Genomic DNA, 14,797 nt, shown 5'->3' on the forward strand with positions numbered 1-14,797 from the left:
ACCCGTTGACCGCCGGCCACGCGGCGCGCCTCAATACATATCGTCATTTCGAAAAGATTTCCATCAGTCGCCCGGCAATTCGCTCCAGCGGACGGATTTCCACCGCCGCGTCGATCGCCGCGGCAGCCTTGGGCATGCCGTATACCGCGCTGCTCTGCTGGTCCTGGGCGATGGTCAGGAAGCCCTGCTGGCGCATCAGTTTCAGGCCCTGGGCGCCATCGCGTCCCATCCCGGTAAGCAGCACGCCCACCGCATCGCCAGACCAGTAGCGCGCCACGCTCTCGAAGAACACGTCAATCGAGGGCCGGTAGATTTCGTTGACGGGCTCGGCAGTGTAGGCCAGCTCGCCATTCCTCAGCAGGCGGATATGGTGATTGGTGCCGGCCAGCAGCACCTGCCCCGGCTGCGGTGGCTCACCCTCGCGGGCCAGGCGCACCGGCAGGCCGGACGCGGTGCTGAGCCATTCGGCCATGCCAGCGGCGAACACCTGGTCGACATGCTGGACCAGCACGATGGCCGCCGGGAAAGTGCGCGGCAGGCCCTTGAGCAGCACTTCCAACGCCGCCGGCCCTCCCGCCGAAGAACCGATGGCCACCAGTGCTCGCCGCTGCGACGCCTCGCGCAGCGGCGCGGCCACCGCCCGGGCAGCGCTGGGACGCTGCTGCCCGATCAGCCAGCCGATGTTGAGGATCTTGCGCAACAGCGGCGCGGCCGCCTCCCGGGCGTCGCCCGCGCCCAGCGCCGGTGTGTCGACCACATCCAGGGCGCCATGGCCCATGGCCTCGAATACCCGGTGCACATTCTGCTTGCGGTCCACCGTGACGATGACGATGGCGCAGGGAGTCTCGGCCATGATCCGCCGGGTGGCCTCGACACCGTCCATCACCGGCATGATCAGGTCCATGAGGATCAGGTCCGGGGTCTGCTCGGCGCACAGGTGCACCGCCTCGGCGCCATTGCCCGCCACCCAGATCACCTGATGCGCGGGCTCGAAGGCCAACGCACGGCGCAGGGCCTCCACGGCCATGGGCATGTCGTTGACGATGGCGATTCTCATCCCTGGGCACCTCCGATCAGCTCCACGACCGCCTCCAGCAACGCATCGTCATGGAAGCTGGCCTTGGCCAAATAATAGTCGGCGCCGGCATCCAGTCCACGACGCCGGTCTTCTTCACGATCCTTGTAGGACACCACCATCACCGGCAGCGATTGCAGGCGATTGTCGCGCCTTACCAAGGTGACCAACTCGATACCGTCCATGCGCGGCATGTCGATGTCGGTGATCAGCAGGTCGAAATCATCGCTGCGCAGGGCGTTCCAGCCGTCCATGCCATCGACAGCCACCGCCACGTCATAGCCGCGGTTGCCCAGCAGCTTGCGCTGCAGCTCGCGTACCGTGAGCGAGTCGTCGACCACCAGGATGCGCTTGCGTGCCACGCCCTTGCCGCCCCGTCCGCCCCGTTCGATACGCTCCAGACGGCCGGTGCTGAGCAGTTTGTCCACCGAGCGCAGCAGGTCCTCGACATCGACAATCAGCACTACCGAGCCATCATCGAGCAGGGCGCCGGCGGAAATGTCCTGGACCTTGCCCAGGCGCGCATCCAGCGGCATCACCACCAGCACCCGTTCGCCGATCAGCCGCTCGACCGCCACTCCATAGAGCTGATCGCGCTCGCGGATCACCACTACCCGAAGGCTCTGTTCATCGCCCTGGGCCGCCGGTCGGTTGAGCAACTGGCTGGCGGCCACCAGGCCGATATGCCGCCCTTCGTGCCAGAAGTGCTGACGGCCTTCGATCTGCACGATGGCCTCGGCCGGCACTTCGACGGTGCGCTCGATATGCGCCAGGGGGAAGGCATAAGCCTCGCCGCCCACCTCGACCACCAGGCTGCGCACCACCGACAGGGTCAACGGCACTTCCAGGTGGAAGCAGCAGCCCTGCCCCGCCACCTGGGTCAACTCGATGGACCCGCGCAGGTCGCGGACCATGTGCTGCACCGCGTCCAGCCCGACACCGCGACCGGACACCTCGGTGACCGTGTCGCGCAGGCTGAAGCCCGGCAGGAACAGGAACGTCAGCAGCTCGGCCTCGCTCATCTGCGCCACGGTCTCGGCCGGCGACAGGGCACGCTCGACGATACTGCGGCGCAGACGCTGCAGATCAATACCGGCACCGTCATCGGACAATTCGAGGATCAGCAATCCGGCCTGGTGCGAAGCACGCAGGCGTACCGTGCCCTCGCTTGGCTTGCCGGCCAGCAGGCGCTGCTCGGGCAGCTCGATGCCGTGATCGACAGCATTGCGCAGCAGGTGGGTCAACGGCGCCTCGAGCTTTTCCAGCACATCGCGGTCGACCTGAGTCTTCTCGCCTTCAATCAGCAGGCGTACGGGCTTGTCCAGCGAGCGGCCAAGGTCGCGGACCATCCGGCTCTGCCCGGTCAGCACATCGGCGAACGGACGCATGCGACAGGCCAGTGCCGTGTCGTACAGAAACTGCGCACGCTGGCTGGCCTGCCAGCCGAACTCGTCCAGGTCAGCGGCCTGTTGCAACAGGATCTGCTGAGTCTCGGCCAGCAATTGCTGGGTCTGGGCCAGGGCTTCGAGCACCTCCGGCCCCTGGCCGCTCTCCTCCAGCTGGGCCTTCAGCCCGTCGAGCCCCCGCATGCCCTGGCCATGCATGCGCTTCAGGCGCTGCAGAGTGGCCAGGTAAGGCTTCAGACGCTGGGTCTCGACCAGCGACTTGCTCGACAGGTCCAGCAGGCTGTTCAGTCGGTCGGCGGTGACCCGCAACACCCGCTCGCCGCCCTCGCCACCGCGTTTTCCGGCCTTGCGGGCAGGCATCGGTTCCGCTTCGACGTCGGGCTCCGGTGGCGGCAGGGGCTCGGGCTCCGGCAGTGCGGGCTGGACGACAGGCGGCAGGCTCGGTGCACTCGGCTGCGCGTTGGCCAGCATTGGCGCCGAGGGGTCGAGCAAAGCCGCCATCTGCGCCAGGAACACCGCCACGGCGGCTTCGCTGTCCTGATCGCCCGGCGTGGCGATACGCATCAGCAGGTCGCTGCCCTGTAGCAGCGCGTCGATATGCTCGGGGCGCAGCAGCAGGCGGCCCTCCTGGGCTGCTACCAGGCAGTCTTCCATGACGTGGGCGACACTGACCCCGGCGTCGATGCCAACGATCCGCGCCGCCCCCTTGAGCGAGTGCGCCGCACGCATGCAGGCCTCGAGCTGATCGGGTTGCGCGGGGTTGCGCTCCAGCGCCATCAGGCCCGCGCTGAGCACCTGGGTCTGGGCCTCGGCCTCCAGGCTGAACAGCTCGAGCAGCGACGCATCGCGCATTTGCTCCGGGGTCATGAGAGGCTCCGCTTCACGGCTGACATCAGGTGTTGTTCATCCAGCACACGCACGCTGCGCCCGCGCCACTGCAGCACCGCCGCAGTGAAATGCGCCGCATCGCGGCCATTGTCCAGGCTCGCCGGGTCGAGGCGATGGATACCGTCGATCTCGTCCACCGGCACCACCACCGGCCCGCCTTCGGCCGCCAGGATCAGCATGCGCGGCATGCTCCGCCCGCCGCGCTCACTGCCCGCCTCGATCAGCACGCCCAGCAGGTCGGCCAGCGACAAGCAAGGCACCAGTGCACCGCGCACATTGGCGACCCCCTGCAGCACCCGCGAACGCTGGTGAGGCAACGAGTGCACCGGCTGCAACGGGGCGATCTCGGCCAGGCAGGCGGTGGCCAGGGCCAACCATTCCTCGCCCAGGCGGAACAGCAGCATCGAGCGGCCGATCGCCTCTTCCTGCACGACTGGCGCCTCGAGCTGTTCATCCTGGATCAGCGCATAACGGTCGAGCAGGCGCGTGGCCGCCTCGGCATAGACCTCGCAGTTGCGGCAGTGCACATGCCGTGGCAGCAAGGGGCACTGCTTGTCGCCATGCACCCCGATACGGTTCCAGCAGTCATCGATCTGCTCGTCATCGTGGGCGATCAGTTGCATATGGTATCCGCCGCTCATCGTTCAGACTCCCGGCCAGCCCGAGCAGCACGCTCCTGCAGGCGCCGCGCGCCCGCCTCGTCGCCCTGCGCGGCCAGCAGCATGGCCAGGTGCATGAGCGCCTCTGGATGCTGTGGTTCGAGATAGAGGGCCTTGCGGTAATGGGTGATGGCCTGCGCGGCATCGCCCTCGGTGTCGCTGAGCAACCCCAGCCAGTAATAGACCTGTGCCTTGGGCGCGAACTTGCGCAGATAGCGTTCGCAGCCTTCCCTGGCCTGGGCGCTGTCGCCGGCATTGGCATGCTGGGCGATGCGGGCCAGCAGTTGCGCCTCATCCTCGGCAGGCATCGCCTTGGCGACTGGCGCGGCGCTCGTCCTGCCGATCCGTGACGGCAACGCAACGACCCGCGGTGGCACGAGTGGCGCGACTGCTGGGCGGGCCACCGGCGCCGGCTTGGCGATGACGACCGGCGGCGCTTCATCCTGACGCACGTAGGCAAATGACTGGGCGATCCCCAGCGGTCGCATACCCAGGCGCGCCAGCAGGCTACCCTCGGCCGGGCCGATGAACAGGACGCCCTGGGCATGGGTCAGGTGCTTGAGCACTTCGAACACCCGCTGCTGGGTCGGCACGTCGAAATAGATCAGCAGATTGCGACAGAATACGAAATCGTAGAGACCTTCACGCGCCCGCAGCGCCGGATCGAGCACGTTACCCACCTGCAGGCTGACCTGCTGGCGCACCCGCGCATCCAGGCGATGGGCCTCGTCGACGGCGGTGAAATGCCGCTCGCGGAAGGCCAGCTCACTGCCGCGGAACGAGTTGCGGCCATAAACACCTTGCTCGCCCTTGGCCACCGAACTGGGGCTGATGTCGATGCCGTCGATACGGAATGCCCCGGGGTTCAGCCCGCCGTCGAGCAACGCCATGGCGATCGAATACGGTTCCTCGCCGGTGGAGCAAGGCAGGCTGAGGATACGCAGAGGCCGGGCACCGGCCAGTTCAGCCACGCGTTTGTGGGCCAGGCCCGCCAACGCAGTGAAGGATTCGGGGTAGCGGAAGAACCAGGTTTCCGGAACGATGACCGCCTCGATCAGGGCCTGCTGCTCATCGGTCGACTGCTGCAACCGTATCCAGTAGTCATCCAGGTTCTCGGCCTGCACGAGTGTGCAACGCTGGCGCAAGGCACGCTCGACCATCGCCGCGCCGACCGACTCGACATCCAGGCCGATGCGCTCCTGCAGAAAACGGAAAAAACGCTGCTCACTCATGCCTGCACCTGCCCTGGCTCCAGCGGATACAGCAACTCGCGCACCGCGTCCGACAGCAGGTCGTCCACCTCGATGCGTTGCAGCAAGCCCCGTGCATCCTGGCGCACCGGCCCGAGGTAACGTGCCTCGGCATTGTCCAGGCCGTAGGGCTGGAAGTCGTCGGGCGCGCAGCGCAGGGTGTCGGTGGCCTGCTCCAGGATCAGCCCCAACTGCAACTGCGGGCGCTGTGGATCGACGCGGTAATGCACCAGCACCAGGCGCGTGCTGCTACGCGATTGCGCCGGCGAGCCGAAACTGAGCGCCGACAGGTCGATCACCGGCACCAGCGCACCGCGATGGGCGAGCACGCCGGCCACCCAGGCCGGGGCCTGGGCAATGGGTTTGAGCGCACGGTGCGGCAAGACCTCGATCACCTCGCGCACATCCAGGGCGAAACGCTGGTCGGCGATGCGAAACTGCAGGTACAGCACACCCTTGTCGGTGGTGGCGTGCTCCTCGCGGGGGGACATGTCGTTCATCGTCGTCAGACTTTGAACCGCGACACACCGCCCCGCAGCCCGGCAGCCACCTGGCTCAGTTCGTCTATGGCAAAGCTGGCCTGGCGCAGCGACTCGACGGTCTGGGTGCTGGCATCACTGAGCTGGGCCAGCGCCTGGTTGATCTGCTCGGCGCCAGTGGCCTGGGCCTGCATGCCCTCGTTGACCATCAGCACCCGCGGCGCCAGCGCCTGCACCTGGTGGATGATCTGGCTCAGTTGCTCACCGACCTGCTGAACCTCGAACATGCCGCGGCGCACTTCCTCGGAGAACTTGTCCATGCCCATCACCCCGGCCGACACCGCCGACTGGATCTCGCGCACCATCTGCTCGATGTCGTAGGTGGCCACGGCGGTCTGGTCGGCCAGACGCCGCACCTCGGTGGCGACCACGGCGAAACCGCGACCGTATTCACCGGCCTTCTCCGCCTCGATGGCGGCGTTGAGCGACAGCAGGTTGGTCTGGTCGGCGACCTTGACGATGGTCACCACCATTTGCGTGATGTTGCTGGCCTTCTCATTGAGGATCGCCAGCTTGGCATTGACCAGGTCGGCGGCGCCCATCACCTGGTGCATGGTTTCTTCCATGCGTGCCAGGCCCTGCTGGCCGGAGCCAGCGAGGCTCGAAGCCTGGTCGGCGGCGCTGGTGACCTCGGTCATGGTGCGCACCAGGTCCCGCGAGGTGGCGGCGATTTCCCGCGACGTGGCGCCGATCTCGGTGGTGGTGGCGGCGGTTTCGGTGGCGGTGGCCTGTTGCTGCTTGGAGGTGGCGGCGATCTCGGTGACCGAGGTGGTCACCTGCACCGACGAACGCTGGGCCTGGGCCACCAGGTTGGCCAGCGACTCGGCCATCTCGTTGAAGCCCCCCTCGATCGCGCCGAACTCATCCTTGCGGTCCAGGTTCAGGCGCATGCTCAGATCGCCGGAGCGCAGGCCGTCCAACCCATGGACGATTCGCAGCATGGGTGCGGTGATCGCGCGCATGAGCAGCAGGCCGCAGACAACGGCGGCGATGATGGCCAGCAGCAACGAGACGATCATGCTGCCCTTGGCGGTGTTGACCGCGCTGACGATGTCGTTGGTGGCCTTGTCGGCGGACTCGCGGTTACGCTCGATCACTTCGTTCAAATGCTGGCGCCCTTCCTTCCAGGCTGGCGTGAGCACATCCATGATCAAGCGCTGGGCTTCGGGGTAGTTCTTCTGGCGGTAGGTCTCCAGGACCTGATCGACGAGCTTGACGTACTCCTCCTCCAGACGGGTGAAGTCATCGAAAGCCGCCTGGTCGGCCGCGTCGCGGATAGTCGCCTGGTAGCTGGCCATATGTTTCTTGAGGCGATCATCAAAGCCCTTGAACAACTCAAGATCGGCCGTGGTGATCTCGCGGTGGTTGGACAACCCCACCAGTTGCTGGCTGGTGACGTAGCTGTCGACCCAGGCACTGCGGATCATCGAGCTGTAGTAGACGCCGGGGATGCTGTCGGACCCCACGGCTTCCTCGCTGGACTCGATCGCCACCAGCCGCGAGTAGGCGGCCACGATCATCAGCAGCATGATGGCGATGATCACGGCGAAACTTGCCAGGATCCGTTGGCGCAAGGTCCAGTTCTTCACATTCAGCCCTCAGGAATTCGATACGAGCGGGAAAAATCGCCGAAGTATAGCCCAGGCTTCCCGTTCAATTGCGGCTGAATGTGGCGGTATTCAGGCGTCCGTGCCCGTTCAGGTGGCCAAATGCCGGTTCATTGACCCTCGGCAAGCCTGACCTGGTTCTCCAGCTCCTGGCGCAGGTTCGGGTCGAGGCGCAGCTGGCGGGCCAGCTCATCGAGATAAGCGCGCTCCATGAAGTTCTCCTGATCGACCATCATCACACTGGCCAGGTACATCTCGGCGGCCATTTCCGGGGTCTGCGCGGCGCGGGCAACCTCGGCCGGGTCCAGCGGCTTGTTCAGCTCGGCATGCAGCCAGTGCTGCAACTCGCGGTCGCTGTCCAGGCGGGTGAACTCGCCCTCGATCAACGCCCGCTCGCGTTCGTCGATATGGCCATCGGACTTGGCCGCTGCCACCAACGCCCGAAGCACGGCCTGGCTATGCTGCTCGGCCTGGGCCGGCGGCAGGCGGTCGAGGGTCTGCGGCTCGTGAGTGCCCGCGCCCTGGCGCGCCTGCCAGTTGCCATAGGCCTTGTAGGCCAGCACGCCAAGCGCGGCCAATCCGCCGTAAGTGAGCGCCTTGCCGCCGTACTTGCGCGCCTTCTTGTTCCCCAGCAGCAGGCCCATGGCTCCCGCCGCCAATGCGCCACCACCGGCACCGGACAGCAGGCTGCCGAGGCTACCGGAGCCCTTGTGACTGGTGCCCTTGCCCTGTTGGTTCTGCAGCATGGATTGACCGGTTTTCAATAGCTGATCGAGCAGACCACGGGTGTTCATCTGGCAGACCTCGCAAGCATCCAAAGTAGGTAGGGCTCCAGAGTAGGCCGGCAAGCTGAAGCCACGCTTAACGCATTTGCATCCGGATGTTGCCCAGCTTGGTTTGTTGGCTGTTCCAGTTGCTTCCAGGAGGGAGCGTTACCATGGCGCAGCGGTTTTTCCGCACAACCGCGCGACATTTCCCACGAATTGCCCCTGCGGCGCCCTACCGTTGATCTATTGAGCTTTGCGGTACTGGTATCACAGACTGATACCATGAATAATCATCAACGTGCGTTACTCGAACTCGTCTTCAAGAAGCCCGTTCCACGAACGCTGGACTGGTCGCGCCTGGAGTCCCTGCTGGTTTCGCTCGGTGCTCGGGTGATCGAAGGCAGGGGTTCACGCGTGCGGTTCGAGCTCAATGGCGAGGTCGCGACCTTCCATCGCCCTCACCCCGACCGGCACGCCAAGCCCTACCAGGTGCGCGATGCCCGCCAGTTCCTGGAGCAGGCAGGAGTTACCCCATGAATGTGATGAACTACCGCGGCTACTCGGCCCGCATCGAATACAGCGACGAAGACCAGCTGCTGGTTGGCCATGTCGCCGGCATCCGCGATGTGATCGGCTTCCATGGCGAATCGATCAGCGAACTGCGCCAGGCATTCGAGGAAGCCGTCGATGACTACCTCGAAACCTGCCAGCGCCTGGGGCGCGAACCGCAGAAGACCTACTCCGGAAAACTCAGCCTGCGCCTGGAGCCCACCCTCCACGCCAGCGTGGCGGCCAAGGCCGAGCTGGCGCAGAAGAGCATCAACCAGTGGGTCAGCGACATTCTCAGCCAGGCGGCCTGTCGCTGAGTCAGTCGCGCAGGTCCGACTCGTGGATGGGGTTGGCCCGGCTGGTAGCCCGCTGATACTGCGCCGGCCAGGTCGCCTTGTTGCCGCCCAGGTCGTCGTCGGCATGCAATGGCCAGTACGGGTCGCGCAGCAGCTCGCGGGCAAGGAAGATCACATCGGCCTGGCCGGTGCGCAGGATATGCTCGGCCTGGGCCGGTTCGGTGATCATGCCGACGGTGCCGGTGGCGATTTCCGACTCCTTGCGTACCCGTTCGGCGAAGCGGGTCTGGTAGCCGGGGCCGGTGGGGATCTCGGCATTGACCGAGGTGCCCCCTGACGACACGTCGATCAGGTCGACGCCCAGGGCGCGCAGGCGACGGGCCAGCTCGACGGTCTCGTCCGGGTTCCAGCCGTCCTCGACCCAATCGGTGGCCGAAACCCGTACGAACAGCGGCAGCTCCTGCGGCCAGACCTTGCGTACCGCCTCGGCAACCTGCAGGGTCAGGCGGATGCGGTTCTCGAAACAGCTGCCGTACTCATCGCGGCGCTGGTTGCTCAGGGGCGAGAGGAACTGGTGCAGCAGGTAGCCGTGGGCGGCGTGGATCTCGACCACCTTGAAGCCGGCCTGCAATGCCCGCTCGGTCGCGGCGACGAACGCGGCGACCACGTCCTGGATCTCGTCCTTGGTCAATTCACGTGGCGCGGTGTGCTGCGGGTCGAAGGCGATCTTCGATGGCCCGACCGGTTGCCAGCCGCCGTCCTCGATCTTGACGCTGCCCTGCTTGCCGAGCCATGGCCTGTGGGTGCTGGCCTTGCGCCCGGCATGGGCCAGCTGGATACCGGGGACGGCACCCTGGGCGGTGATGAAACGGGTGATGCGTTGCAGGGGTTTGATCTGGTCGTCGGTCCATAAGCCGAGGTCCTCGGCGGTGATGCGTCCGTCGGCGGTGACCGCGACCGCCTCGCTGATCACCAGACCCGCGCCACCGACCGCGCGGCTGCCGAGGTGGACCAGGTGCCAGTCGTTGGCCAGGCCGTCTACGGCGGAGTACTGGCACATGGGGGATACGGCGATGCGGTTGGGCAGGGTCAGCTGACGCAGGGTGTATGGCTCGAGCAGCAGGCTCATGGGGCACCTCCCAGGGACTCCAATGGTTTCCGGGCCGGCTTTTGTGGTTTGGGGGTGGGCCGGTACCGGTAGGTTTCAGACTAGACCATGGGGTGGGGGGTGTTCTGGGGTCTTGGGTTCGGGGATGATTGTTTTGATTTTTTTATGCGCATTCATTGGCGATGGTGACGCATAGTCACCTTTCCGCCCTTACGGCGGGTCCCTTTTTGAAGGATCAAAAAGGAACCAAAAAATCCTCGCTCCATCATCCGGCCCCTACGCTTCGCTTCGGGGTTCCCTCGCTCCGTTCTTGCTCCCGGGAGGACCGCGCTGAACGCCCCATCCTGGGGCGCAGCGCTTGACGGGCATCCATGCCCGTCACCTCCCTACGCAAGAACTCCGCTCGGCCTCCTGAAGTCGCAATTGGTGGCGCCTGGACTATTGCGCGCTTAGAAGCAAGAGCAAGAGCAAGAGCAAGAGCAAGAGCAAGAAATTCGAATTTAGTTGTTTGACAGCTATTTATGAATTGGCTGTTCCGGCCCTTTCGCGGGGCAAGCCCGCTCCTACAGGGTTATATATAACGGCGACTATTGCGTGGGAGCGGGCTTGCCCCGCGATACAGTCGAGAGATTAATTAAGTTTCAACTAGCGACAGCTGCGCCAGTCCAGGCTCCGCCCGTAACTTCGCGACTTCAGGAGGCCGAACGGAGGTCTTGCGGAGGGAGGTGACGGGCATGGATGCCCGTCAAGCGCTGGGGCCCAGGATGGGCCCTGCAGCGCGGTCCTCCCGGGAGCAAGGCCGGAGTGAGGGAACCCGGAGCGAAGCGCAGGGCCGGATGAATGGAGCGCAGCGGCTTTGGTTACTTTGGCCGCGGACGGCGAGTTAAGACCAAAGTAACCCGCCGTAAGGGCGGAAAGGTGAATAAGCGTCGACATCAAAAATGAATGTGCATACAACTTTCAAGACAACCAATAAGCCAATAAGCCAATAAGCCAATAAGCCAATAAGCCAATCAAAAAAAATCACCGAGCTTCCATGTGAGCAATCATCAACTGCACACTCTCATTCCCCCGAAACTCATTCACATCCAGCTTGTAAGCCAACTCCACCCACCGCACAGTAGGATTCGGCCAAACCTCCCGATCAACCCCAAAGGCAATCCCATCCAACCTCACCGCCCCACACTCGCTCTTGAGCACCACTTTCAGATGCCGCTCCCCGACCACCCGCTGTTCGACCAGCTGAAATACCCCATGGAACAACGGCTCGGGAAAATGCTGCCCCCACGGCCCGGCATTGCGTAATGCCCGCGCCAGGTCCAGGTGAAACTCCTCGACCGCCAGGGTGCCATCGGACAACAGCCGACCGGTCAGGTCATCCTCACGCAGTTGCCGCCGCACCTCTTCATCGAACGCCTCGGCAAACGCCGGGAAGTGCTCGGCCGGCAGCGACAACCCCGCCGCCATCGCGTGCCCGCCAAACTTGCTGATCAAAGCCGGATGCCGCGCCGCCACGGCATCCAGCGCATCGCGGATATGAAACCCCGCTACCGAACGCGCCGACCCCTTGAGCATCCCCTCCCCCGCATCGGCGAAAGCAATGGTCGGACGGTGGTAACGCTCCTTCAACCGCGAGGCGAGGATACCGATCACCCCCTGGTGCCAGTCGGCGTCGAACAGGCACAGGCCATAGGGCATGGACTCGACCGACAGGTCCTTGAGCTGGGCCAGCGCCTCACGCTGCATGCCCTGCTCGATGGACTTGCGATCCTGGTTCAGGCCATCGAGCTGCTGGGCCATGTCCAGCGCCAGCGCCGCGTCATCGCACAACAGGCACTCGATGCCCAGGCTCATGTCGTCCAGACGCCCGGCGGCATTGAGTCGAGGGCCGAGGATGAAGCCCAGGTCGGTGGAGGTGATGCGTCGATGATCGCGCCGCGCCACCTCGAGGATGGCCTTGAGCCCGGGGCGAGCGCGGCCGGCGCGGATGCGCTCCAGCCCCTGGTGCACCAGGATGCGGTTGTTGGCATCCAGCGGCACCACGTCGGCGACGCTGCCCAGCGCCACCAGGTCGAGCAGCTCGCCGATGTTCGGCTGCGGCTGCGCCTCGTAGCGCCCCAGGCTGCGCAGGCGCGCGCGCAGGGCCATCAGCACGTAGAAGATCACCCCCACGCCGGCCAGGGACTTGCTCGGGAACCCGCAGCCCGGCTGGTTCGGGTTGACGATGGCATCGGCGGCGGGCAACTGTTCGCCAGGCAAGTGGTGGTCGGTGACCAGCACCTTGAGTCCGGCAGCCTTGGCCGCTGCGACGCCGTCGACGCTGGAGATACCGTTGTCCACGGTGATCAGCAACTGCGGCTGGCGCTGCAGGGCGACCTCGACAATCTCCGGGGTCAGGCCATAGCCATACTCGAAGCGATTGGGCACAAGGTAGTCGACATGCGCCGCGCCCAGCAGGCGCAGACCAAGCACACCGACAGTACTGGCGGTGGCGCCGTCGGCGTCGAAGTCGCCGACGATGAGAATGCGCTGGCGCTGGTCGAGCGCCTCGACCAGCAGGTCCACCGCCACTTCGATGCCCTTGAGCTGCTGGAACGGCAGCAGGCGCGCCAGGCTCTTGTCCAGTTCAGCCTCGGACTGCACGCCACGGGCGGCGTACAGGCGGGTCAACAGGGGTGGCAGGTTGCCCAGCAATGGCAGGGGCGACGGCAGGGGACGAGGTTCGATACGCATGGGGTCTTCGATAATCCAGTGTGAATCGGGTCAGCCGCGCTCGCCGAGCAGCCACTCCAGTTGCACTTCGTGCTGGCCACGGTCGTCGGTGACGAATACGGTACCTTCGCTGATCATCACGTCCCACTTGATGGCACGGGGCATATCGGTGGCCAGGGTTTCCAGCACTTCTTGCGGCACGGCGGCGACGTTCAGGTTCTTCAGCCCCTTCACCGCGCCCAGCACCTTGGTCGTCCAGACCCGCAGGCTGCCATAGGCCAGCAGGCTGGTGCGCTCGGTACGACGCGAGCACCAGGTCAAGCGATCGGCATCAGGCTGGCCAACCTCGATCCAATGCAGGATGCGGTCATCCAGGCTCTTTTCCCACACCGCCGCTTCATCGACATCCGACAGGCCCCGGCCGAAGGACAGGTTTTCGTTGTACCAGAGGGCATAGGCCAACAGGCGCACGGCCATCCGCTCTTCGGTTTCCGAAGGGTGGCGGGCGATCGTCTGCTTGACGCTCTCGTACACGCCGCGGTCGAGGTCGGTCAGATTCAGTTCGAACTTGTAGGTGGTGGACGGCTGGGCCATGGGCGCTGGGCTTCTTGCGGGGGAAAAGTCGCACAGTCTAACCGATCCAGGCCATCTGCGCCGGATCAGACAACGCCGATATACCTGCCACCGCCGAGCTGTGATACAACCTGCGCTCACGCCCAGCCGCCACGGATGCCCCATGCCTACGCCCAGCAAACCCCTCGCCGGCCTGAAAGTCATCGAGCTCGGCACCCTGATCGCCGGCCCGTTCGCCTCACGGATCTGCGCCGAGTTCGGCGCCGAGGTGATCAAGGTCGAATCCCCCGATGGCGGCGATCCGCTGCGCAAATGGCGCAAGCTCTACGAGGGCACCTCGCTGTGGTGGTTCGTCCAGGCCCGCAACAAGCAGTCGCTGACCCTCAATCTCAAGCACCCGGAAGGCCTCGACGTGCTCAAGCGCCTGCTGGCCGACGCCGACATACTGATCGAGAACTTCCGCCCTGGCGTGCTGGAGAAACTGGGGCTGGGTTGGGACGTGCTCCACGCCCTCAACCCGCGTCTGGTCATGGTGCGCCTGTCGGGCTTCGGCCAGACCGGGCCGATGAAAGACCAACCGGGCTTCGGCGCGGTCGGCGAGTCCATGGGCGGGCTGCGCTACATCACCGGTTTCGAGGACCGCCCGCCGGTTCGTACCGGGATCTCCATCGGCGATTCCATCGCCGCCCTGTGGGGTGTAATCGGTGCGCTGATGGCCCTGCGTCATCGCGAGGTCAACGGTGGCGCAGGCCAGGTGGTGGACGTGGCGCTGTACGAAGCGATCTTCGCCATGATGGAGAGCATGGTCCCGGAGTTCGACGTGTTCGGCTTCATCCGCGAACGCACCGGCAACATCATGCCGGGCATCACCCCCTCCTGCATCCACACCACCGCCGATGGCCGTCACGTGCAGATCGGCGCCAATGGCGATGCGATCTTCAAGCGTTTCATGCAGGCCATCGGCCGTGACGACCTGGCCAACGATGCCGCACTGGCCACCAACGACGGTCGCGATGCGCGCCGCGACGAGCTGTACGGGGTCATCGACCGCTGGGCCAACAGCCTGCCACTGGCCGAGGTGATGCAGGCGCTGAACGATGCCGAGGTGCCAGCCAGCCGGATCTACTCCGCCGAGGACATGCTGGGCGATCCGCAGTTCCTCGCCCGCGAGATGTTCCTCCAGGCCCGACTGCCGGACGGCAAGCCATTCAAGATGCCGGGCATCGTGCCCAAGCTGTCCGACACGCCGGGCTCCGCCGAGTGGGTCGGCCCCGCCCTGGGCGAACACACGGCCACGGTGCTGGCCAGCCTGGGCTACGACGCAACCACCATAGCCCGCCTGCGCGCGGCCGGTACGGTCTGACCCAG

Annotated in this window: 13 protein-coding genes; 3 read left to right on the forward strand and 10 right to left on the reverse strand. The window is 65.4% G+C overall.

All coding sequences use genetic code 11. The features are described from left to right. Positions 1 to 43: 43 nt before the first annotated feature. The 7 genes from cheB to AC0MAZ_RS24140 form a co-directional block, all read right to left on the reverse strand. Complete coding sequence (gene cheB / locus AC0MAZ_RS24110) at positions 44 to 1,057, reverse strand: chemotaxis-specific protein-glutamate methyltransferase CheB (RefSeq protein ID WP_475859441.1); 1,014 nt, start codon at positions 1,055 to 1,057, stop codon at positions 44 to 46. Then, positions 1,054 to 3,348: a response regulator gene (locus tag AC0MAZ_RS24115; protein ID WP_475859443.1), complete on the reverse strand. Its 2,295-nt coding sequence runs from the start codon at positions 3,346 to 3,348 to the stop codon at positions 1,054 to 1,056. Before AC0MAZ_RS24115 ends, cheB begins: the two co-directional genes overlap by 4 nt. Further along, positions 3,345 to 4,010 carry a chemotaxis protein CheW gene (locus AC0MAZ_RS24120; protein WP_244670964.1) on the reverse strand — a complete coding sequence of 222 codons (666 nt, stop codon included), beginning with the start codon at positions 4,008 to 4,010 and terminating at the stop codon, positions 3,345 to 3,347. Before AC0MAZ_RS24120 ends, AC0MAZ_RS24115 begins: the two co-directional genes overlap by 4 nt. Further along, complete coding sequence (locus AC0MAZ_RS24125) at positions 4,007 to 5,260, reverse strand: CheR family methyltransferase (RefSeq protein WP_475859445.1); 1,254 nt, start codon at positions 5,258 to 5,260, stop codon at positions 4,007 to 4,009. The genes AC0MAZ_RS24120 and AC0MAZ_RS24125 overlap by 4 nt, the downstream gene beginning before the upstream one ends. After that, the gene (locus tag AC0MAZ_RS24130) at positions 5,257 to 5,778 is read right to left on the reverse strand and encodes a chemotaxis protein CheW (RefSeq protein ID WP_475859447.1); all 522 of its coding nucleotides are present in this window, start codon (positions 5,776 to 5,778) and stop codon (positions 5,257 to 5,259) included. Before AC0MAZ_RS24130 ends, AC0MAZ_RS24125 begins: the two co-directional genes overlap by 4 nt. 5 nt (positions 5,779 to 5,783) lie before the next feature. Then, positions 5,784 to 7,406, reverse strand: a complete 1,623-nt coding sequence (locus tag AC0MAZ_RS24135; RefSeq protein WP_232857707.1) for a methyl-accepting chemotaxis protein — start codon at positions 7,404 to 7,406, stop codon at positions 5,784 to 5,786. A gap of 128 nt (positions 7,407 to 7,534) precedes the next feature. Next, positions 7,535 to 8,218, reverse strand: a complete 684-nt coding sequence (locus AC0MAZ_RS24140; RefSeq protein WP_475859450.1) for a tellurite resistance TerB family protein — start codon at positions 8,216 to 8,218, stop codon at positions 7,535 to 7,537. Between the two features lie 255 nt (positions 8,219 to 8,473). Between AC0MAZ_RS24140 and AC0MAZ_RS24145 the strand changes: the two genes are divergently transcribed. Continuing rightward, on the forward strand, positions 8,474 to 8,728 hold the full coding sequence (locus tag AC0MAZ_RS24145) for a type II toxin-antitoxin system HicA family toxin (RefSeq protein ID WP_050704364.1): 255 nt from the start codon (positions 8,474 to 8,476) through the stop codon (positions 8,726 to 8,728). Continuing rightward, entirely contained in the window at positions 8,725 to 9,057 is a 333-nt protein-coding gene (locus AC0MAZ_RS24150; protein WP_050704363.1) for a type II toxin-antitoxin system HicB family antitoxin, read from the forward strand. The genes AC0MAZ_RS24145 and AC0MAZ_RS24150 overlap by 4 nt, the downstream gene beginning before the upstream one ends. A 1-nt stretch (position 9,058) precedes the next feature. On the opposite strand, the gene AC0MAZ_RS24155 is transcribed toward AC0MAZ_RS24150, so the two are convergent. The 3 genes from AC0MAZ_RS24155 to AC0MAZ_RS24165 form a co-directional block, all read right to left on the reverse strand. Then, positions 9,059 to 10,165, reverse strand: a complete 1,107-nt coding sequence (locus AC0MAZ_RS24155; RefSeq protein WP_475859452.1) for an NADH:flavin oxidoreductase/NADH oxidase — start codon at positions 10,163 to 10,165, stop codon at positions 9,059 to 9,061. 1,002 nt (positions 10,166 to 11,167) lie between these two features. Continuing rightward, positions 11,168 to 12,877, reverse strand: a complete 1,710-nt coding sequence (gene recJ / locus AC0MAZ_RS24160; RefSeq protein WP_475859453.1) for a single-stranded-DNA-specific exonuclease RecJ — start codon at positions 12,875 to 12,877, stop codon at positions 11,168 to 11,170. A gap of 30 nt (positions 12,878 to 12,907) precedes the next feature. After that, on the reverse strand, positions 12,908 to 13,450 hold the full coding sequence (locus tag AC0MAZ_RS24165) for a YaeQ family protein (RefSeq protein ID WP_203651035.1): 543 nt from the start codon (positions 13,448 to 13,450) through the stop codon (positions 12,908 to 12,910). A 142-nt stretch (positions 13,451 to 13,592) separates the two neighbouring features. Between AC0MAZ_RS24165 and AC0MAZ_RS24170 the strand changes: the two genes are divergently transcribed. After that, positions 13,593 to 14,792: a CaiB/BaiF CoA transferase family protein gene (locus AC0MAZ_RS24170; RefSeq protein WP_203651034.1), complete on the forward strand. Its 1,200-nt coding sequence runs from the start codon at positions 13,593 to 13,595 to the stop codon at positions 14,790 to 14,792. The last annotated feature ends 5 nt before the right edge of the window (positions 14,793 to 14,797 follow it).

It is taken from the genome of Pseudomonas sp. A, assembly GCF_056270345.1.